Source organism: Hymenobacter sublimis, from assembly GCF_023101345.1.
GTDB lineage: Bacteria > Bacteroidota > Bacteroidia > Cytophagales > Hymenobacteraceae > Hymenobacter > Hymenobacter sublimis.
Genome location: NZ_CP095848.1, coordinates 1270387 through 1290356 on the forward strand (window position 1 = coordinate 1270387; position 19970 = coordinate 1290356).

General features: G+C 59.7%; 16 protein-coding genes and 1 pseudogene. 10 read left to right on the forward strand and 7 right to left on the reverse strand.

The features are described 5' to 3' along the window. Positions 1-95 precede the first annotated feature (95 nt). A complete protein-coding gene (locus MWH26_RS05360) occupies positions 96-1013 on the forward strand; it encodes an arginase family protein (protein ID WP_247976371.1) in 918 nt (305 codons plus the stop codon). A 66-nt stretch (positions 1014-1079) separates the two neighbouring features. Then, on the forward strand, positions 1080-1958 hold the full coding sequence (locus MWH26_RS05365) for a DUF4097 family beta strand repeat-containing protein (RefSeq protein ID WP_247976372.1): 879 nt from the start codon (positions 1080-1082) through the stop codon (positions 1956-1958). A 340-nt stretch (positions 1959-2298) separates the two neighbouring features. On the opposite strand, the gene MWH26_RS05370 is transcribed toward MWH26_RS05365, so the two are convergent. The 4 genes from MWH26_RS05370 to MWH26_RS05385 all read right to left on the reverse strand — a co-directional run bounded on the left by MWH26_RS05370 (position 2299) and on the right by MWH26_RS05385 (position 6911). Continuing rightward, positions 2299-3303 carry an MBL fold metallo-hydrolase gene (locus MWH26_RS05370; protein ID WP_247976373.1) on the reverse strand — a complete coding sequence of 335 codons (1005 nt, stop codon included), beginning with the start codon at positions 3301-3303 and terminating at the stop codon, positions 2299-2301. A gap of 306 nt (positions 3304-3609) precedes the next feature. Continuing rightward, a complete protein-coding gene (locus tag MWH26_RS05375; protein WP_247976374.1) occupies positions 3610-5349 on the reverse strand; it encodes a phosphoglucose isomerase-related protein in 1740 nt (579 codons plus the stop codon). Positions 5350-5945: 596 nt separating this feature from the next. Next, positions 5946-6200, reverse strand: coding sequence for a hypothetical protein (locus tag MWH26_RS05380; RefSeq protein WP_244695613.1), 255 nt, complete (start codon positions 6198-6200; stop codon positions 5946-5948). A 240-nt stretch (positions 6201-6440) separates the two neighbouring features. Further along, on the reverse strand, positions 6441-6911 hold the full coding sequence (locus MWH26_RS05385) for a hypothetical protein (protein ID WP_244695614.1): 471 nt from the start codon (positions 6909-6911) through the stop codon (positions 6441-6443). Positions 6912-7411: 500 nt separating this feature from the next. Between MWH26_RS05385 and hutU the strand changes: the two genes are divergently transcribed. Together hutU and MWH26_RS05395 are read left to right on the forward strand one after the other, a co-directional pair. Next, on the forward strand, positions 7412-9175 hold the full coding sequence (gene hutU, locus MWH26_RS05390; protein ID WP_247976375.1) for a urocanate hydratase: 1764 nt from the start codon (positions 7412-7414) through the stop codon (positions 9173-9175). 197 nt (positions 9176-9372) lie between these two features. Continuing rightward, positions 9373-10158: an NADPH-dependent F420 reductase gene (locus MWH26_RS05395; protein WP_262921987.1), complete on the forward strand. Its 786-nt coding sequence runs from the start codon at positions 9373-9375 to the stop codon at positions 10156-10158. 777 nt (positions 10159-10935) lie between these two features. Here the strand turns inward: MWH26_RS05395 and MWH26_RS05400 are convergent. From MWH26_RS05400 to MWH26_RS05410, 3 genes and pseudogenes are all read right to left on the reverse strand, one after another. After that, a pseudogene (locus tag MWH26_RS05400) lies at positions 10936-11679 on the reverse strand (ThuA domain-containing protein). A 96-nt stretch (positions 11680-11775) separates the two neighbouring features. Further along, positions 11776-12801, reverse strand: a complete 1026-nt coding sequence (locus MWH26_RS05405; RefSeq protein ID WP_247976377.1) for a glycoside hydrolase family 43 protein — start codon at positions 12799-12801, stop codon at positions 11776-11778. 261 nt (positions 12802-13062) lie between these two features. Continuing rightward, positions 13063-14010 (reverse strand): NmrA family NAD(P)-binding protein, encoded by a 948-nt coding sequence (locus MWH26_RS05410; protein ID WP_247976378.1) that lies wholly within the window; start codon positions 14008-14010, stop codon positions 13063-13065. A 199-nt stretch (positions 14011-14209) separates the two neighbouring features. Between MWH26_RS05410 and MWH26_RS05415 the strand changes: the two genes are divergently transcribed. The 6 genes from MWH26_RS05415 (at position 14210) to MWH26_RS05440 (ending at position 19967) form a co-directional block, all read left to right on the forward strand. Next, entirely contained in the window at positions 14210-15034 is an 825-nt protein-coding gene (locus MWH26_RS05415) for a hypothetical protein (protein WP_247976379.1), read from the forward strand. A gap of 85 nt (positions 15035-15119) precedes the next feature. Further along, complete coding sequence (locus tag MWH26_RS05420; RefSeq protein WP_247976380.1) at positions 15120-16133, forward strand: zinc-dependent alcohol dehydrogenase family protein; 1014 nt, start codon at positions 15120-15122, stop codon at positions 16131-16133. Positions 16134-16400: 267 nt separating this feature from the next. Next, positions 16401-16829 carry a BLUF domain-containing protein gene (locus MWH26_RS05425; protein WP_247976381.1) on the forward strand — a complete coding sequence of 143 codons (429 nt, stop codon included), beginning with the start codon at positions 16401-16403 and terminating at the stop codon, positions 16827-16829. 254 nt (positions 16830-17083) lie between these two features. Then, positions 17084-17275 carry a cold-shock protein gene (locus MWH26_RS05430; RefSeq protein WP_019949498.1) on the forward strand — a complete coding sequence of 64 codons (192 nt, stop codon included), beginning with the start codon at positions 17084-17086 and terminating at the stop codon, positions 17273-17275. A gap of 672 nt (positions 17276-17947) precedes the next feature. After that, complete coding sequence (locus tag MWH26_RS05435; protein WP_247976382.1) at positions 17948-19141, forward strand: acetyltransferase domain-containing protein; 1194 nt, start codon at positions 17948-17950, stop codon at positions 19139-19141. A gap of 148 nt (positions 19142-19289) precedes the next feature. Further along, entirely contained in the window at positions 19290-19967 is a 678-nt protein-coding gene (locus tag MWH26_RS05440; protein WP_247976383.1) for a class I SAM-dependent methyltransferase, read from the forward strand. The last annotated feature ends 3 nt before the right edge of the window (positions 19968-19970 follow it).

The window sequence follows — 19970 nt, forward strand, 5'->3', positions numbered from 1 at the left end:
CGGCCAGAACCTGCCCCCGGCGGCACTGCCACAGGCCCGCAAGAATTCTGGGGCGGCCCGGGCAAGAAGCTCCGGTTTGGTTCTACATTTGGCCCATGCCCACCTTTCTCCGCGACTTAATTCGGCCTGCCGCCGCCCTGCCCCAGGCCGACGTATGCCTGGTTGGAATTCCCCTCGACTTCGGGACGGTGCTGGAAGGGGGCCGGGCCGGGGCAGCTCAGGCCCCCGAGGCCATCCGGCGGGAGCTGCGCCGCTACCACAAAACCTACAACCTGGAGCACAACGTGAGTCTGGAGGCCCTGCGCATCGCCGATGCCGGCAACCTAGATTTGCGCGCTACCCCCGACCACGAAGCCAACCACCAGACCATCCGGGCCGAGCTGGCGCGCCTGCTTCACCAGTACCCGCGGGTAGTGGTGCTAGGCGGCTCCCACGACGGCTCCTACAGCACGGTGCGAGGCCTGCGCGACGCCACCGCCGGCGCTTCAGTGGGCGGCATCAACCTAGATGCCCACGCCGACGTGAAGGACCGCCCCAGCGTGCTGAGCAGCGGCACGCCCTTCGGCAAGCTCTTGCGCGAGGAAGTGCTGGCCGGGGAACGGTTCACCGAAATCGGGCTGCACTCCAACCTGAACACCCGGGAAGACATTGACTTTCTGCACCAGCAACAGGCCACCATTGTGCCCCTGGCCCACGTGCAGCACGACGGCATGGCCACCTACATGCAGCGGGCGCTCCGCCGCGCTACAGCGCTGGGTCCGGCCTTTGTAAGCGTTGATATGGACGGTTGCGCTGAGGCGTACGCGCCCGGCGTTTCGGCGCCCAGTGCCGATGGCTTCACGCCCCGCCAGGCCGCGGAAGCTGCTTTTCTGGCCGGCAAGGAGCCTGAAGTATTGCTGTTCGAACTGGTAGAGCTAAACCCCATCTTCGACCGGGACAACCAAACGGCCCGCCTAGCCGCCACCATCCTCACGGCCTACCTGACGGGGGTAGCCGCCAGTTTGGGCGCCTAGCCCGCAGTCGTTTTTCTGGCATGCTTACCTGTCTGATGGCGGGTAGCTGCCTGCTTTAATTCTGTCATGAACTACTTGTTTGCCTGCATATTAGCCAGTGCGGTTGCCCTGCCCGCGGCCGCCCAGAAAGCTCCCGCAAAACCCCGAGCGAAAACGGAGCCGGGTCCGGCTTTTACCCTAACGTGCACCGGCCGCACGTCGGGTAGTGCCCTGCAGAAGCTGTACTGTGAAACCCGGGACTTAACGCTGCCTGCTCCGCCGACCGGCACTCCGCTGGTGGTAGATGCCCGCCTGAATGGGACCGTTACGGTGCGCAGCTGGGCCGGGCCCACGGTGCGGGTGCGGGCCCGGGTGCAAGGACGCGCCGCCAGTGAGGCCACGGCTAAGGCTCTGGCTGCCAGTGTCCGCATCAGCACCCAGAACAATACGCTGCGTGCGGCCCGCCCCCACGAGGCCTTGGATGGCTGGGAGGTAAGCTACGAGGTGTTGGTACCTAGCCAGACTGATCTTACTCTGCGCTCCATAAACGGCCACCTTGCGGTGGAGAACGTGCGCGGTACCCTGCGCTGCGAAAGCACCGCTGGCAACCTCAGCTTCAGCGGGGTAGGGGGCGACGTACGCGGTAAAACCACGGCAGGCAGCCTGAGCCTAACCCTAACCGGAGCGGCCTGGGAGGGTCCGGGCCTTGATGTAAGCACGGCAAATGGCAGTATTTCCTGGCAGCTGCCCGCCGTGTACGCGGCTACCATCATGGCCCGCACGGTACAGGGGCGGGTCCAGGCCGAACTCAACACCAGGCGCAAAAGTGTGCTTCCCCACAACCTGGTAGCGACGCTGGGCAAGGGCGGGGCCCAATTGCGGGCCGCTACCGTTACGGGCAACGTAACCGTCAGACAGGCTCCTGGCACCACGGAGACCCTACCCGCAACTGAGCCCGGTAAGTAATGTAGCAGAGCAGCCTACCAGTAGTAGGGGGCGTAATAAGCATCCGAAGAACGCCGTGCGAAGCTTAACGTTCTGCAAGATGTCTGTAGACCTTGATTGTTAACATTGCCTAGTTAGAAAGAACGTCATGCAGAGCCCAAGGCGAAGCATCTCGCTCGAATTATTGGGTAGTAACATACAACGTCAGCACGCGAGATACTTCGCCTTCGGCCCTGCATGACGTTCTTATATTGCTCAAAAACCTCTACTATTCAAAAGTCCAAAAGTGTACACCCCTACAGCAAATCGGCCTCTCACAGTAGCATGTGAGAGGCCGATTTGCAGTGCTTGAACTTATGCATTAGTAGCGCTCCGGGTACCGCACCACTTCATCGGTGCGGGGGCGCTTGGGCAGCGGCGACTCCTTCTGGGGGTAGTCGTTTTGCTTGTGCTTCTGGTAGCGCTTAATTAGGAGGGCCGCGCCGGCCAGAGCACCCAGGCCCGCGGCGGCAATGGCAAACTTCGTACGAATGGGGTCGTGGGGAGCCGGGGGCAGGTAGGCCACCCCGTTTTCGTCGAGGCGGGCGGGGTCCTGCACGTAGCGGCCCTTGGCCGGTATCTTAAACTCATCGGCTAGTTTTTGCAGTCCGGCCGCGGCCGCGGGGCCCTTCACCACGGGGCCGTGCCCGCAGCCGATGGCTTCGGGGCGCAAGGCCGCCAGCGTGCGGATAGATTCTCCTACCTGCTGCCAGTTATAGTTGAACGGAGCCCCCGCTACGCTGATTTTAGGCAACTGCAGCAATAGCTCCGGCACCGACTCGTGGTTGGCCGTGGCAAAGGCATCGGCCCCCAGTAAGGTCCGGTCCTTTTCGCGGAACAGGGCAATCTGGCCCGGGGCGTGGCCCGGTACGTGCAGAATTTGCCAGTCGGGCAGGAAAGGCGGGTCGAGGTCGTTTTCGGGCAGGTGCTGTACGTAGTCGCTGAGCTGGAAGGACTGGGGCGGGAAAAACCGGGCCACGAAAGCCAATGAGCCCCCACCGGCCACGGTAGGGTCGGCGGGTGGGTACACGGCGCGGGCCGTCAGGAAGGGCATTTCCAGGGAGTGCGCCAGTACCGGCACCTTCCAGTGCTCGGCCAGGGCCTGCGCGGAGCCCGAGTGGTCCATGTGGCCGTGGGTAAGAATAATGGCCTCCGGATGCGTGCCGGGGTAGAAAATCTTATCGGCGGCCTCAATAATGGCCTTCTCTGAGCCCGGTAGGCCGGTATCAACTAGGATCCAGGCACCCGCGTGGCCAGTTTCTATAAAGTATACATTAACAAAGCGCTGAATAGAAAGCTGGTGAACCCCAGCGGCGACCTTTTCCATGAGTTCAATAGTAGGTGAAACGATAGATACAGTACGAACCTCATCTGAATTAGGTATGGTAGGCAGAACATTTGCCCTGCCTCACCCCGACGGGGCAGCGCACAGAGCCCAATGCCCAGGCCAGTAACGCACAGCGTTTTTCCTTGTCATTCCGAGCAGGAGGAATCTGAGTCAGCCAGGTAGCAGGTAACCCCAAATTCCTCGCCCCGCTTGGAATGACAGCCGGCTTTTTCTGAATAAACCCATAAGAAAGCCCCGCCTGGTTTACCAGGCGGGGCTTTTTCAAGAAGCAGAAAGCACCACGGCTTACGCCAGTGCCTCGCGCAGAGCTTTCAATAAGCTAGCCACGCCCTGCTCCTCCCCGGCGGAACCCAGGTGCACGCGCAGGGTCCGGCGGTTGTAATCTTGCAGGGCGCGCAGGTCGCCGGCGGCCTGGGCATTCTGGAAGGTGCCGAAGGTATAGGGCCGGCCGGGTAGGGGTAGGTCCTGGGCGTGGTCGGTGGTCAGCTGCAGGAACAGACCGGTATCGGGGCCGCCTTTGTGGTACTGGCCCGTGGAGTGCAGAAAGCGGGGGCCGTAGCCCGAGGCCGTAGCAATGTGCAAACGCTCCTGCACCACGCGGCGCAGCTCTTGCAACTCCTGGTTCAGAGCCGGCGTCTCCTGTAGGTAAGCCTGAATGCAGAGGAAGTTACCGGGCTGACTCTGGCCGAAGAAGTTGCGCAGTACCTCTACGGCACTACCCCCCGACACGCTGGCGTAGTAGTCGAGGCCGCCTTCTTGGAGTACTGGGGCCGTTTCCTGGGGTAGGGCGCCCTGCTCCACTACCACCTTCATCAGCTGGTCGGTAGCGGTTTTGGCGGCCTGCACGTTGGGCTGGTCGAAGGGGTTGATTTCGAGCACTGCGCTGGCCACGGCCGTGGCAACTTCCCAGCGGAAGAACTCTTGGCCCAAATCTAGCGCGTCCTGCATGAGGATGGTAATAACCGGGTGGCCTGCCGCCGCCAGCGCGGCCACTTTGCGGCGGTTTTCCTCGTCGGGCTGGTTTTCGTAGCCCACGTACACGAATACCCGGTCCTGGCCGTACACTTCAGGGCCATTGAGCGGGTCGCCGGCTAGGGGCAGAATGCCTTTGCCTTCCTTGCCCGTGCTTTCGGCAATGAGCTGCTCCAGCCACAGGCCCAGGTCGGTGAGGTTGTCGGGCACTACCAGCGTGAGCTTGTCGCGGCCCTGCTGGGCCAGCACACCCAGGGCTACCCCCAGTTCCAGGCCAGGGTTTTGCGCTACGTCGCCCTCGGCGCCGGTAGCTCGCATCATGCCAATGGCGCGCTCTAGCAGGGTTTTGATGTCGATGCCGTACAGCGCAGCCGGCACCAGCCCGAAGTAGGAGAGGGCCGAAAAGCGGCCGCCCACCTCGGCAAAATTCAGGAAGATGCGACGGTAGCCTTCCTCGGTGGCCTGGGTCACAAACTTGGAGCCGGGGTCAGTAATAGCCACGAAGTTTTCGCCGGCCTTCTCGCCCTTCAACTCCTTCAGACGGGCGTAGAAATAGTCGCCGAAAGCCAGAGGCTCGGCCGTGGTGCCCGACTTGCTGGCTACCACGAACAGCGTCTGGGCCAGGGGTACCGACTCCTCAATCTGGCGCACGGTGGCGGGGTTAGTGGTGTCGAGCACCGAAAGAGGCAAAGCCTCGGGGCCCTGCTGGAAGGCCTGCTTGAACACGATGGGCGTCATGGTGCTACCGCCCATGCCCATTACTACTACATGCTGGAAGCCAGCGTCCTTTATCTCGCGGGCAAACTCCTCGATTTCGCCTACGCGGGGCAGCATGGTTTCGGCCACGCGCAGCCAGCCCATAAAGCTGCGCAAGCTCTGCTGGGCCTCGGCATCTTGCACCCACAGGTCGGCCTGTTTCTGCCAGAAGCCAGCCGTGAAGTTGCGGGCGTTAAAATCCTGAAGTTTAGCGTCGACGGCCGCCTGGAAAGAACCCAGCTGCAGGGTCATGGCGGGGATGTTGGAGGTAGGGTTTTCCATTCGATTCGGGTTCACGGAGTGTCGATGAAGGTACCAGCCGCCACCTAGGGCCGGGGGCAGGGGTAGCGGGCAAAGGTAGAGAAGTCACTACACAAGATGGGTAGCCACCGCGTAATTACCCATCGTAAGCCTGAATTATGAGGAATCTGTTTGCCTGTCAGCTGACCGTCTTACGCAGCCAAACGCCCTTCCGGCCGCGTGCGTGAGGCGGCCGGAAGGGCGTTTGGCAATACCTTGAGGTGATACGCGCGGGCCTTAGCTATTGGAAGAGGCTACGCTGCGGAAGAAAGCCGAAACTTCCTCCGAAAGGGAAAGATTAACCAGTGGGTGCTGGCGGTTAGCGGCTCCAAGCACAAGTAGCAAGAAGAGCGCAAAAAAGCGAAAAAGAGTAGAAAAACGCTGCATAATACAAAAACGTAAGCGGTGGAAGCCAGCCTGGGTGAGCCAGCGCGGGTACATACGGAGAATCCTGCGGTAGGTATACGAATGCCGATTATTTATTTGGTGAATCTCCCTTTGCGCCCGTCCAACTGGGTAATTTTCTGCGAATAGCGCAAGAAAAAGCCCTTCAACTAGTGAGGGGCTTCTTTTTGCACTACCGCAGAAAATTACTACTGGGCCGTGGTAGCACCAGTGGTGGTGCCCGTGCTACCAGCCGTGGTAGCGCCGCCTTCGGTTGTGGCGCCAGCGCCCATGTCCGTGGTGGAGTCAGCGGGGGCAGTAGTGGCAGCCTCCGTTGCGGGCGACTCCGTGGCCGAAGCGTCATCGGCGCCGGTGCCGCCTTCGTTGGCCGTCGTGGCATCGCCACCGCAGGAAGCAAACGTGAAGGAAGCAGCAGCCAAGGCAAGGAACAATACTTTTTTCATGAGATTGGTAGGTTGAGCAGCAGGTAGGTTGCCGGAATGGCGCCGAGCCCGCTACAGGTGAAGGTGGCCCTTGATACCAACAGCCAGCCCAGGTAACCCACCAGAAGTATAAAGAATCTTGATTTTTTAGTAGTGTCGAGCTATAATCCAAACTGCCCTCTGCAGGAACTGCTCGTTAGCAGGCACAAAAAAAGCCCTTCAGCTAGCTGAAGGGCCTTCTTGAAATGGGGTTACGCAAGCTTAGCGACCCGTAGTGGTGCCACCAGCCGTGCTGCCACCCGTGGTGGAGCCAGTACCACCAGCGGTGCTACCACCAGCCGTTGAACCGCCCGTCGTAGTGCCACCAGCGGTGCTACCACCGGCAGTAGTGCCCATGCCACCGGACGTGCTGCCGCCTGCGGTAGAGCCGCCGGCCGTGCTACCACCCGTAGTGGAGCCGCTAGCACCGGTAGTGCCACCTGCGCTCTGGTCACCGTTGCTGGTAGTGCCGCCGCCGCCGGAGCCCGTGCCCATGGAGCTAGTGTCGCTGCTCATGCCAGCTTCGCCGGAAGCATCCATAGAGCCCGAACCGCTGCCGGTAGCTTCGGTACCAGTGCCGCTGCCGCTACCACCCTCGGAGCCGCTAGCGCCGCTCTCAGAGCCGCTGCCACCGCCGCACGAAGCAAAAGAGAAAGAGGCCGCAGCCAGGGCTAAGAACAGTACTTTTTTCATGGTGTTGGTAGATAAAGTGTGGAATGTCAGAGCTGATTCCGCGTGCTTAGCAAGGAATCAGGGCTTTATACTCCAAACAGGATGCAGGTAACCTTTTATTGATTAAAAAAATCTTGTTTATTTTATATTGTTCAGCTTGCAGGCTCTACCGTGTGCTGAAAAGTACTCTTAGCTAAGATGTTCATGTTCAGTGTCTAACCTGAAAATGAGGGTAAGGCAATACTGAACACTAGCAGCCACTCAAGGCTCCGTAAAATTTTTTTTGCTAGTTCTGGTTAGGAGCAGCACGGCTACTCTTATTGTAAAACAGTAGGTAGTTACGGCCGCCGTAGGATGAAGCCAACTGCGGCTCGTTCTGGCTCAACCGTGCCTGTTGGCGCGGGCTCAGGCAGCGACTGGCAGTAGGAGGGGAGCTGCTGTTGCGGGAGTGGCAACCGGAACACCTGGGAAAACTTTATCTTCCCAGCCCAACCTCCTACCATCCCAACTCGCCGCCCGCCATGTCACGCTCCGCCCTTCCTACCCCCGAACTCCACCTCGAAGCCACCAGCAAATCGGACGAGGTAGGTACGCCCGTTACCCGGCCAATGCACTACGAGTACAAGCCCACGGAAACCGTGCGCGCCCAGCACGGCACCACGTTGCGCTGCAAAACCTGGGAAGCCGAAGCGGCCCTACGCATGCTCGAAAACAACCTCGACCCGGCCGTGAGCTTGGTGTACGATGAGCTGATTGTATACGGGGGCGCCGGCCGCGCGGCCCGCAACTGGAAGGAGTACCAGACCATCGTCAGCACGCTCAAGAACCTGGAGGCCGACGAGACCATGCTGGTGCAGTCGGGCAAGGCCGTGGGCGTGATTCGCACTTGGGCGCATGCCCCGCGGGTGCTCATTGCCAATAGCAACATTGTGCCCGCTTGGAGCACCCAGGAGTACTTCGACGAGCTAGACAAGTTGGGGTTGATGATGTACGGGCAGATGACGGCCGGCTCCTGGATTTATATCGCTACCCAGGGCATCCTGCAGGGCACCTACGAAACCTTCGCCGCCGTAGCCGACAGGCATTTTGGTGGTACGCTGGCCGGCACGATTACCGTCACGGCTGGTTTGGGCGGCATGTCGGGTGCCCAGCCACTGGCCGTGACCATGAACGACGGCGTGTGTCTGGTCATCGAGCCCATCGACGCCCGCGTAAAGCAGAAGGTACAAGAGGGCTACCTCGACGAGCAAGCCCGCAACCTGGACCACGCCCTGGAGCTGTGCCAGCAGTATAAGCAGGCGCGCCGAGGTTGGAGCATCGGCCTGACGGGCAATGCCGCCACGGTGCTACCCGAGCTGCTGGCGCGCGGCTACCGGGCCGACATCGTCACGGACCAGACCTCAGCCCACGACCTAATGGACTACATTCCTGAGGGCAACATTGAGGCCGTATTGCAACTGCGCCAGAGCAACCCCGAGGAATTCAAGCGCCAAGCCCTACAGTCCATCGTGAAGCATTGCCAGGCCATTATTGACCTGCAGGCCGGCGGAGCGGTGGCCCTTGACTATGGCAACAACCTGCGCGGGCAAGCCGAAAAAGGCGGCCTGCAGGTGCGCGACGAGAACGGCCAATTTCTCTACCCCGGCTTCGTGCCGGCATATATCCGGCCTTTGTTCTGCGAAGGGAAAGGGCCGTTCCGCTGGGTAGCGCTTTCCGGCGACCCAGCCGATATTGCGCGCCTCGACCGCGCCCTGCTCGAAACATTTCCTGACAATAAAATGCTAGCCCGCTGGATTGAGAAGGCCCAGGCGAAGGTCCCGTGTATCGGCCTGCCCGCCCGCGTGTGCTGGCTGGGCTACGGCGAGCGGGCCCAGTTCGGTCTGGTCATCAACGACCTAGTAGCCCGCGGCGAAGTCTCGGCTCCCATCGTTATTGGCCGCGACCACCTCGACTGCGGCTCCGTGGCCTCGCCCAACCGCGAAACCGAAGGCATGCAGGACGGCTCCGACGCCGTAGCCGACTGGCCCCTGCTCAACGCTCTGGCCAACACTGCCTCCGGCGCCGACTGGGTGAGCCTGCACAACGGCGGCGGCGTGGGCATCGGCAACAGCACCCACGCCGGCATGGTGATAGTAGCCACCGGCACTCCCGAAAAAGCCGAGCGCCTGCGCCGCGTGCTCACCACCGACCCCGGCATGGGCGTCTTCCGCCACGCCGATGCCGGCTACGAACTGGCCCAGCAGGTAGCTAAGGAGCGCGGAGTGAAGATTCCGGGGCAGGCGTAGTAAAAAAGTAGTGTAAAGGGGCTAAAGACATTGTTAGATAAGTAACCTCCTAGCTGGCGTGAGTCTGCCGCTAGTGGCTTAAACCTACTGCCCCGTACCCCACAATCTATCATCAACGCCGCCCGAGGAAACTCTGGCGGCGTTATTCGTTCTAACACACTTCAACCAGAAAGAAAAAAGCAAAACGCCCGCTTCCGTTGTTTACCTCCCTGCGCTGGCACCATCACCGGCGCGCGAACCAAACAACCCTACTTATGAACATCGGAATCATTGGAGCCGGCCATATCGGCAGCGCCTTGGCCGTGCGGCTCACCAGCCTTGGCCATACGGTGTATATTGCTAACTCCCGCGGACCCGAGACGCTGCAAGAGGTGGCCGAAAAAACCGGCGCTACGCCCGTCACGGCTCAGGAAGCGGCCCAGCTTGGCACCGACCTCATCGTGGTGACCATTCCGCTCAAGAACATTCCCGACCTGCCCAAGGACTTATTCGCGGGCGTGCCGGCTGAGGTACCCGTTATCGACACGAGCAACTACTATCCTCTGCTGCGCGACGGTAAAATGCCGGAGCTGGAAACGGGTAGCCTGACCGAGAGCGAGTGGGTGCAGCAGCACCTGGGCCGCCCCGTGGTGAAGGTGTTCAATAACATCTACGCCCACCACCTTGAAGGTAAGGGTCAGCCCGCCGGCACGCCCGGCCGCATTGCCCTGCCCGTGGCCTCCGACGATGCCGCAGCCAAGCAGAAAGTAATGGCCCTGGTGGAGGAACTGGGCTTCGACGCCGTGGACGACGGGACCCTACACCAGTCGTGGCGGCAGCAGCCCGGTACTCCGTCCTACGGCGCCGACATGCCGGCCGACAAGCTGCGTGAGCATCTGGCTAGCCTCGGCACCGAGCGCACGGAGGCCCAGCACGCCGAGTTTCTGGCCAACCACGCCCAGCAGGAGCGGGCAATGGAAGCGCAAGGTATCAAGCTAAAATAGTCGCCGGGCAGCTGGCTACCAGCTGCCCCGGCTACAAGTGCATTGAGTTCTGATCAACCCTCAGATTGGCGTCTACGGACTCGAAATTTCTCTCTGGCTACCCCTTAATGAAAGGGCGAACCAATAGAGTGGTTTCGAGTCCGCAGACGTCAGACTTAGTAGAACATACTTTTCGCTCTGGATTCCACCCAATTTTTGGTCAGGACATTGGGCGTTGAGCGGAAGTATTCCTTCCATTACCACATAAGCAGCACAATACTGCGCCGCCCGAGGAAACTCAGGCGGCGTTGTTCATTTGTGGGAGGAGGGAGTACATACTTCAGCTACAAGCGTGTTATCCGCTACCAAGCCACCGAGGAAAGCAGTGCGCGGCCGTGGCTAGTTGGCCTCCTACTGCGGTGCAGGAATGGTGCGTAACCCGTGCAATCTTGCCCAAAGTTGTGCAGCCACTACCGGACTTCTTGTAACTGTAGCAGCAAGCAGCTGTACGTGGCGCTGGTGAAGGCTAGCCCCGTGTGATGAAGCTAGACTAAGTTGCTGAGGCAGGGCGGACCACAGACTGCATTATATACTTGTGGCTGGATTTGCTAACGGATGATTCCAAGGACATCAGCTTCCGGTGGGTGCTCCGGAAGCCGTAGGCGCTAGTGGAACTTGGCCAAAGCCTGTTGCCCCGGCTACGCCCACGGACGGCATTATTGTACTTTCTCTTCGGGGTAAAAGCTGCGCTGGGGTTGCTGTTTAGCCGCGTTCAGAGTCAGGGGTATGCCCACGCTTCTATTCCTTGCCAATGGCATATTGAATGCCACCCAACAGGTGTTGGCGGAATAAGGGCTCACTGAAACTCTCGGAAGTATGCCCGCCAGCCGTATAAAATGCCCGGCCGCCATCTACCTCGTGGCACCAGGCAATGGGATGGTTCGCTCCGTTGGTGCCTCCAGAGTACGTGCTTTCATCCAGCGTTGCTAGAATGGTAAGATCAGGGCTGATAGTGCGGAAGTTGTACTACTCGTCCGTGCGTGACCAGCGGGCCGGCAAGCCTGCAGTGGCCGGATGGGCGCTGTTTACCACGTTAATAATGGCCGGCTGAATAGCTGGATGCCCATTGAAGTAAGCACCTACTAGCTGCCCATACCAGGGCCAATTGTATTCCGTATCGGTAGCGGCGTGTATGCCCACAAACCCACGCCCGCTTCGGATTTACTGCTCAAACGCCGTTTGCTGATCTTCAGTCAGTACATCTTGGGTAGTACTCAAAAACACTACCGCGCGGTAAGAACTTAACCTGGCTGCGGTAAACAGGTTAGCATTCGTGGTAGTGTCCACTTGAAAGTTGTGCTCCTGTCCCAAGGCCTGAATTGCTCGGATGCCAGCCGGGATGGACTCATGGTAAAAACCACTGGTTTTGGAAAATACCAGCACCGCAGTAGCCGGCTTGGGCCGGCGCTTATCAGCCTCCCGTGAGGAGCACGCCCACAGAGTAGGGGCCGCAAAAAAGCAAGCCAGGGCAAGCAGGCGCATACGGGCTGTGTTGAAGTGTGGGCTATGGTTTACGAGTTGGGGATGAAGAAGGTAATGCCTGGCGGACAGGTAAGCACCAACTACAGCACCATCAATCTACAGCTTGCGTTTCGCTACGCCCTCCTGAGTGATTTTTACTGGCTGAATACGGCCTTGGGCATCAAAATACATCCGGTCGATGCAAGTGACGCGGTGGTTCATGTCGGTTTCACCCAAGGGGCGGCGGTGATAGACAATGTACCATTCATCCTTACCCGGCACCTGAATAACGGAGTGGTGGCCGGCGCCGGTGGCCACGGCCGCATCCTGCTGCAGAATTTTGCCTACCCGCTGGAAAGGGCCCAGCGGCGAATCGGCTACGGCGTAGGCTACGGAATAATCGGGGCCGGCCCACCCACCTTCCGACCACATGAAGTAGTACTTGCCGCCGCGCCGAAACATAATCGGGCCTTCTACATAGTTCTGGGGCGTGATTTCCTTGAAAGTGGTACCATCGGGGTAGGGGAGAAAGCCGGTGAAATCGGGCTTGAGGCGCGCGATGTTGCAGTGCGACCAGCCCCCATAGAGCAGGTAGTACTGCCCGTCCGTATCCTGGAAAACGAATTGGTCAATGGGCTGGGCGCCGTTATGAATGTTGCCAACCAAGGGCTTGCCGAGGTAGTCCTGGAACGGGCCCTCCGGCCGGTCGGCCACTGCCACTCCAATGCCGCCTACCTCGCCCTCGTGCACATCGTTGGCCCCGAAAAACAGAAAATACTTGCCGCCTTTCCGCACCACGGCGGGCGCCCACATGGCCCGGCGGGCCCACCTGATGCTGGTTGTATCTACAATGCGCGGGTGCTTGGTCCAGCGCACCAGATCGGGCGAGGAAAACGCATCTAGGTACACCTGCTGATCAAAGGGGGCGGAGTAGGTGGGGTAAATCCAGTAGGTCTTGCCAAAAATGACGGCCTCCGGATCGGCGTACCAGCCCGGAAATACCGGGTTGCCCACTCGCAGTTCAGATCCCACCAATTTTGAGGTGTTCTTAGCGGTTTTGCCGACCGAGCCCAAAGATTGAGTGTGCCCGTTCCGGCCAAAAAACAGGCTAAGCACGGCGCCTAGCAATACTAATTTCTTCATACGGCAGAGAGAAAGGAGGAGTACAAGGTAGGACAGTCGGGGCCGTCTGGTGTAGCAATTAGGCGCTTAGTTCCGGCGGCAAAGTAGCGTAAGTACACATAAAATTGCTGCTAGCTGAATCAAGCTCTACCCCGCGCCACCGGCGGCTTCGTGCTCTGGCCTGCCCACCCAAAAAATCAGCCCGACGCAGAGGCTGCGTCGGGCTGAAGGAAAACAAAGCGTATGTGGAGCTTAAAAAGCCTACCCTGCCTAGGTGGCCGGCTACTTGCTGGCCGCCAGCACTGCCCGCACCGGCGTCCAGCGGATGCCGGGGTAGCGGGCGTTGTCCAGGGGCTCAGTCAGCTTGGCTTGGCCGCTGAGCATGTTGTGCAGGTACTGCATGCCTTGCCAAGGAGGAAACACTTCGTTGCGGGCCGGCACCAGCGTTTGCGTAATCTTAATCATGGTGGCAAGCACGCCCAGTCCGCCTACCCGCAGCAGCTTAAAGCGGTGGCCTGTGGCTTGCTCAGCGGCCGTTTGCAGGCCGCGGATGGTGGCTACTTCGCCGGCTACGCGCAGGTAGCGGGGCGTGGCATCGTCAAGCGCGGCGGCGGCCGTAAACTCGGCCGTGTTCATCATGGTTGTGAAGTCCAGGGGCTGGTCAGCGTCGCCCCAGTACACCACCCGGCGCGGACCCGACAGAATCAAGGGGGCCTGCCCGGTCAGCAAATCCGTGAACATGCCGTTCAGGATGGAGGTAGCCCGGATGGGAGCCTGATCGAGTCGCCGCTGAAACTCCCGGCGCAAATCGAAGTTGCGGTTAGCGCCCTCCGGCAGCCGGCTGAAGTCGGCGGAAAAGTCGGAGGGAATAAAGCGCGGCACGCCGGCGGCCACGGCCGCATTCAGCAGCTGGGTCTGGGCGTCCACAATCACTTCGCGCAACCCTGATAAGGCCGATACCACGCAGGAGGCCCCAGTGCAAGCGCCCGTTAGCGCGGCGGCATCGGCGTAGTCTACGGCCACTATTTCCGCGCCCTGGAGCCGCAACGACGCCGCTTCGGCTTTGCTGGCGGCGCCGGGCCGCACCAGGGCCCGCACAGTAGCGCCGCGTTGCCGAAGGTGGTGGGCAATCAGTAAGCCCAGGGCCCCGGTGGCGCCGGCTAGCACAATAGGAGCCGGGGGCGAAGTAGTTGGCTGGTTAGCGGGGGTAGAGGAGGGGTGTTCTGGCACAATAGAAGTCGTAAGAGGTCGTAAACCGTCGGGCGTGAATGGGTTGCCTACGTAGCCGCGCCGGAGCAACTTCCAGCAGCGACACACAAGCCCGGCAGTTACCGGGAAATAGTACTACCACTTCCTCGGCCGGAAGGTTTGAAACTGCGTAGGCATATCGGTCAGCACCGGCAGAAAATTCGCCCTGACCACTACGCCTATGAGCCAGCTACAGCAAGAAGAAAGGTCTGCATTCCGGCCCGCGGCAGCCGAGGCCCGGAGTCGCCGGCAAGCCCAGCCGCTCAAGCGCCGGGCCGCCTGCGGGCTGGTTATGCTGCTGGGGGTAGGGGCGGCAACCTGGCTAAGTTCCTGCTCCGAAGAGAAGGCGCGCCGTTCGGACTCGGAGCTGCAAACCAGCCGCCCAGCCGTCGTGCACGCCGAAAAAACTGGTCTGGATGAGGCCCCAGAGGCCGGAGGGCAGGCTTTTCGGGCCAGCGGCCAATACCTGGTAATTGCCGAAACCGCTTATTTTTTCACCTCTCCTGAGCACACCACATCCACTGGCCGCTACCTGCTGCGCGGCGACGTAGTGCACGGGGAAGAGGAAAGCGAAGGCTTCGTTAAAACCCGTTTTAAAACCCCGAACGGCGCTATTGTGGCGGGCTGGCTGAAGGCCACCGAACTAAGCCGCCTGAGCAGCCGCCCGGCCGCTGCCCCAGCACGGACAACGCAGCCCATTCGTTCAACTCCGCCGCCCGAAAACGCAAATTCGGAGGATACTTACAGCTACGAAATAGACCCGGAACCCGCAGCTTCCTCCGCACCAGACCGCGCCGTAGGAGCTCAGACGGCCGTGGTGCAGGTAGCCCGCTCGTATTTTTATAACTCTCCCGATCTGACGCAGCCCCGCAAAGCCCACTGCGTGCAGGGCGACAAAGTACGCCTCGGCGAGGAGCGGGGGGAGGCCGTGTACGTGCGCTTCACCAACTGGGAAAAGGTAACGACCACCGGTTGGATGCGCAAAGATGCCCTGCGTTACCGTTAGCAGGCCACGTGGCGGGTAGGCGAAGGCCGAACAATTGGCGGGTTGAGCGGGTTGTTCGGGCCTTACTCAACTGCGCCTCTACCTTATGAAAGCATACAAGCTGCACGAACCCAAAAGCCTGGAAAACTTCACGCTCAACAACTACGACGAGCCCGCGGTCCGCGACCACGAAGTTAAGATTCAGGTAAAAGCTGTGTCCCTGAATTTCCGTGACTGGGCCCTGGCCAACGGCTGGTTTGGCTACCCCGGCGAGAAGCTACCCTTTATTCCGTTCAGCGACGCGGCGGGGGTAGTAACCGAAGTTGGCCAAAGCGTAACAACCATTCAGGTGGGCGACCGAGTAGCCGTAAACTTCTTTCCTGACTGGCACGACGGACCGTTTTCGGCTGCCAAAACTGCCCGCTCCCTGGGTGGCAGCACCGACGGCGTGCTGGCCGAGTACGTGACCTTCCCGGAAAACTCGGTAGCCAAAGTACCCGACTCATTTTCCTTTGAGGAAGCTGCCGCTTTTCCTTGCGCCGGCGTAACGGCCTGGCACTCCCTCGTAGTGCAGGCGCAGCTCAAGCCCACCGATATGGTGCTGCTGCAGGGCACGGGTGGGGTTTCCATCTTTGGTTTGCAGATAGCCAAGCTAATGGGTGCCCAGGTTATTATCACCTCCAGCTCCGACGAGAAGCTCGCGCAAGCCCGCGAAATGGGAGCCGACTACGTTATTAATTACAAAGCAACCCCTGACTGGGACGAGCAAGTCCGGGCGTTGACCCAGGGCCAAGGCGCTGACTATGTGCTGGAAGTAGCCGGTCAAATGGCCCGCTCCGTGAAGGCTCTCAAGGCCGGGGGTAGCATCTTCCAGATTGGGGCCGTGGGAGGTCCTGCCAACGAGGCGCCTAACCTGGGCATGGTGCCCATCAACACCCAGCGCATTCAGGGCATTTACGTAGGCAGCACCCACATGCTCACTGACCTGCTTCAGGCCTTCGACCGGAACCAGCTGAAGCCAATCATCAGCCAAATATTTGGTTTCGAACAAGCTAAAGAAGCGTTGGCGTACATGGGTAGTGGCTCCCACTTCGGCAAAATTGTCGTGCAGGTAGGCTAGCAACTACTCTGCTTTAAGGAATCTGCGTGCACCAAGGCCGGCTGCTGATAGTGTATTCAGCAGCCGGCCGTGGTGCGTGGTAGCGGCTGGCGGTATGAGGTGTTCAGCCTGTAGCAGCGGGCAGCTGGCCCGTGGGTAGCAGCCCGACTACGTCTGGGAATAGCCCTTGTTTAGCTTGTTTATCAAGAGGGAACTGCGTAAGTTATTCCTCCTGCTCCTTGGTGGAGCACGCACCTCGCCCGGCACCGGCGCCCCCTTTCTCCGGCCATGCATCACATCGTCTATCAGAGTTCCGCGGTTGGGCTACCCACTACGGCGGAGCTGAAGTTTCTGCTGCGACAGTCGCGGGCCAATAATCAGCGGCTTCATATTACCGGGCTACTGCTTTACAGCAATGGCAGCTTTCTGCAAGTGCTGGAAGGGGAGGCGCCCGCCGTGCGGCAAATCTACGCCACTATTCAGGCCGACTACCGGCATACCCGCGTGCACACGCTGGCCGATGGGCCCATTACAGCCCGGGTGTTTACCGATTGGTCAATGGGGTTTCAAACCTTGTCCAGTGAAGATTACCTCCGCCTCACTGGCTACATCAATCCGTTCCGGTCTACCTTCCTGGATGCCCATCTGCCCGATATTGACGAAGGCATGCTCATTTTGCTCAAAACGTTCGTGGTAAACGAAGGCTACCAACTGTAAGTCTGGCTGGTGGTTAGGCAAACCAACCGGAACGTAGCCACCTGGGGCTTCGGGTTCGGCGTAGTCGTCCATCGTGCTCCGGCGGGCCGCTGGGCAGAGCTCTTCCGCGCTGGTGCAGGCAGAATCTAAAAATAATGCGTATGTTTACATCGTTAAAGGCAAATCGCCTCGTGTCACTATCGTTAATTCGCGTGCTGAATTAATATATAGGGTTTCGCTGCTGGTTGCTTCATCATCATTCACCTCCTAGCATCATGCAGACAGGAACCGTAAAATTCTTTAATGAAACCAAAGGCTTTGGTTTCATCAACAACGCTGAAACCGGCGAAGACATTTTTGTACACGTAACCGGCCTCATTGACGAAATCCGCGACAATGACAAGGTAGAGTTCGAAGTAGAGCAGGGCCGCAAAGGGCTGAACGCCGTTAAGGTGCGTCGCGCTTAATCTCCTCTCTTCTTTCAGAAGCTAAGAAGCATGCCCTTGGGCATGCTTCTTTTGTTTGGTACCTACTCCAACGGCAGAGCATTGCGGCCCCGCGACCTGCATGACAGCCGCTACGCAATTCACCTTGTGTGAGCATACAGTGCTTTAGATGGCGAGGTACAAAAGCACAAATAATAAAAGTCAGGTAAGAATCTACGCGGCTTGTTTTTGCTCCCTTCCAACCTATATCTTGCCGTCAAGGCTGGGCTGCTAATAGTTATAGCACTTCAACAGCGGATGCTTGAAAATAAAGCAACGCACCTTTCTGCTCTACTTGCTGGGCACTACACAAGAGCCGAATTAAGCGCAGCATTATTGGCAGAGTCGATTGTGTGTCATGTCATTATATGCTGGTATAAGTTGACACAAGCCTGTGTCAACTTATACCAGCATATAATGACATGACACAAGCAGCATTTGTGGTAACAGGAAGCCATAAATCGATGGGCTGTTTTCGTGCTTATTGCCGCACCAGCAGGGAATTCAGCGTAGCCAGATGAATAGGCACTAAGTCCAGTGGCGCCGGAAACTGTTTATTTTTCTGTGTTCTCAAGCCAAGTTAGCGTAGCTGTCATCTCCAGCTTGCCTCTGGTGCTTGGGTGCGGCTTTTCGTTATTCAACCTGTTCTAGTATATGCAGCATGCTACTCACTCTGCTTCCCTACCTATCTTTCGCCGTGTTACTAGTCCGCGCATACAGGCCATTGACGCGGTACGGGGGCTGGTGATGGTGGTTATGGCCCTAGACCACGTGCGCGAATTCTGGAGTCCTACCCCCGTGCGGCCCGAAGACGTCAGCCAGGCCTCGGTTGTGCTGTTCTTCACGCGCTGGATCACGCATTTTTGTGCTCCAACCTTCGTGTTGCTGGCGGGCGTTAGCATTTTTTTGTACCAACAAAAGCACACTGACCGCCGCCACGTAAGCAAGTTTCTCCTTACGCGGGGCCTGTGGCTGATCGGGCTGGAGCTGGTGGTCGTTAACCTGCTGTTACAGTGGAGCTATCAGTTGCTGCTACTGCAAGTCATATGGGTAATCGGCTGGGGTATGGTGTTGCTGGCGGGCCTGTTGTGGTTGCCCCGGTGGCTGCTGGGCCTGTTGGCCCTCGTCCTAATGGTAGGGCACAACGCCCTACCACCTGTGCAGCTCGCTACCGTTTCTGATGCGCTGTTGGCGCTGCTGCACAACAGCCCCACAGTTATTCCGCTGCCGGGACTGCCGCCCTTGCTGGCCGCTTACACGCTGGTGCCCTGGGTAGCCGTGCTGGCGGCGGGCTACTGGCTCGGACCCTGGTTCTTGGGGTCAGCGGTGGAGCGGCAACAGCGGCTCCGGCTGGCGGGAGCTGCCCTGCTGGTGCTATTTGGGGCCCTGCGTGCAACCAACTGGTACGGTGACCCCGCTCCCTGGGGTACGCAGGCCCGGGGGCTGAGCTACAGCGTGCTTTCATTTCTGAACGTGACGAAGTACCCACCGTCCCTGCTTTTTTTGTGCCTGACGCTGGGGGTAGCCTTGCTGCTGCTTAGCACTGCGGAGCGTTTCACTGGTCGGCTCAGCCAGATCCTGCGCACCTTCGGGCAGGTACCATTCTTTTACTACCTACTGCATCTGGCCCTGATTAGCGTTAGCGCCTGGGTCTGGACGCAGCTACGCTTTGGCGCGCCCGTTAACTTTGGGTTTATAACTGCCAAGGAGTGGCCCGCCACGTATCAGCCTAGCTTGCTGCGCGCCTACGTGGTATGGCTGCTGGTAGTATGCGCCTTGTATTGGCCGTGCCGCTGGTACCGCAATTACAAGGCTCAGCATGGGCATTGGTGGCTTTCCTACCTATAAATAAATACTTGGCGGCTCTATTTTTTGCGTATTTCTGCCGGCAGAATTCGTATTGATGCGCAGGCAGCGGGGTGCACTACGCCGGCTGATTTTAACTGCTCCGGTGATTCCCTCGAAACGCGCTGCCCGTATCCAACCTCCGTACCGTATGCACCTCGATCCTGCCTCGCCGTTTCCCGCCAGCGCCTTCCGCCGCCTTGACGAGAACCCGGATGCTGAATTCTACCGGCAACCCCGCTTCGTTACCCACCTCGACGAGCCCGCGCTGGCTGCCGTAACCCAACTCTACCGGGAATATTTCAAGCCGGGCAGCGTTCTGCTGGACTTAATGAGTAGCTGGGTAAGCCACCTGCCCGCCGAGGTAGCCTACGCCCGGGTAGTGGGCCTGGGCATGAATGAGCAGGAGCTGCGCGCCAATCCGCGCCTGCAAGCCTACGTGGTGCAGGATCTAAACCACACCCCCGAGTTGCCTTTTGCGGCCGCTGAATTTGATGGAGCGGCCATTTGCGTCTCCATCGACTACCTGACCCAGCCCGTGGTGGTGCTGCGCGAACTGGCGCGGGTGCTACGGCCCGGCGCCCCGCTGGTCATTACGTTTTCCAACCGCTGCTTTCCCAGCAAAGCCATAGCCGCCTGGCGCGCCCTCGACGACCAGGGCCATCTGGTGCTGGTGGATCAGCTGCTACGGGCCGCGGGCGGCTGGGAACCCAGTGAACTGCTGGACCGCAGCCCCAATCCGCGCCGTACGGATCCGCTGTTTGCCGTGGTGGCCCGGGCTAAAGCAGCCGGGCCACTGCCCGCGAAGCATACGGCGCCCGCTCAGTGAGAT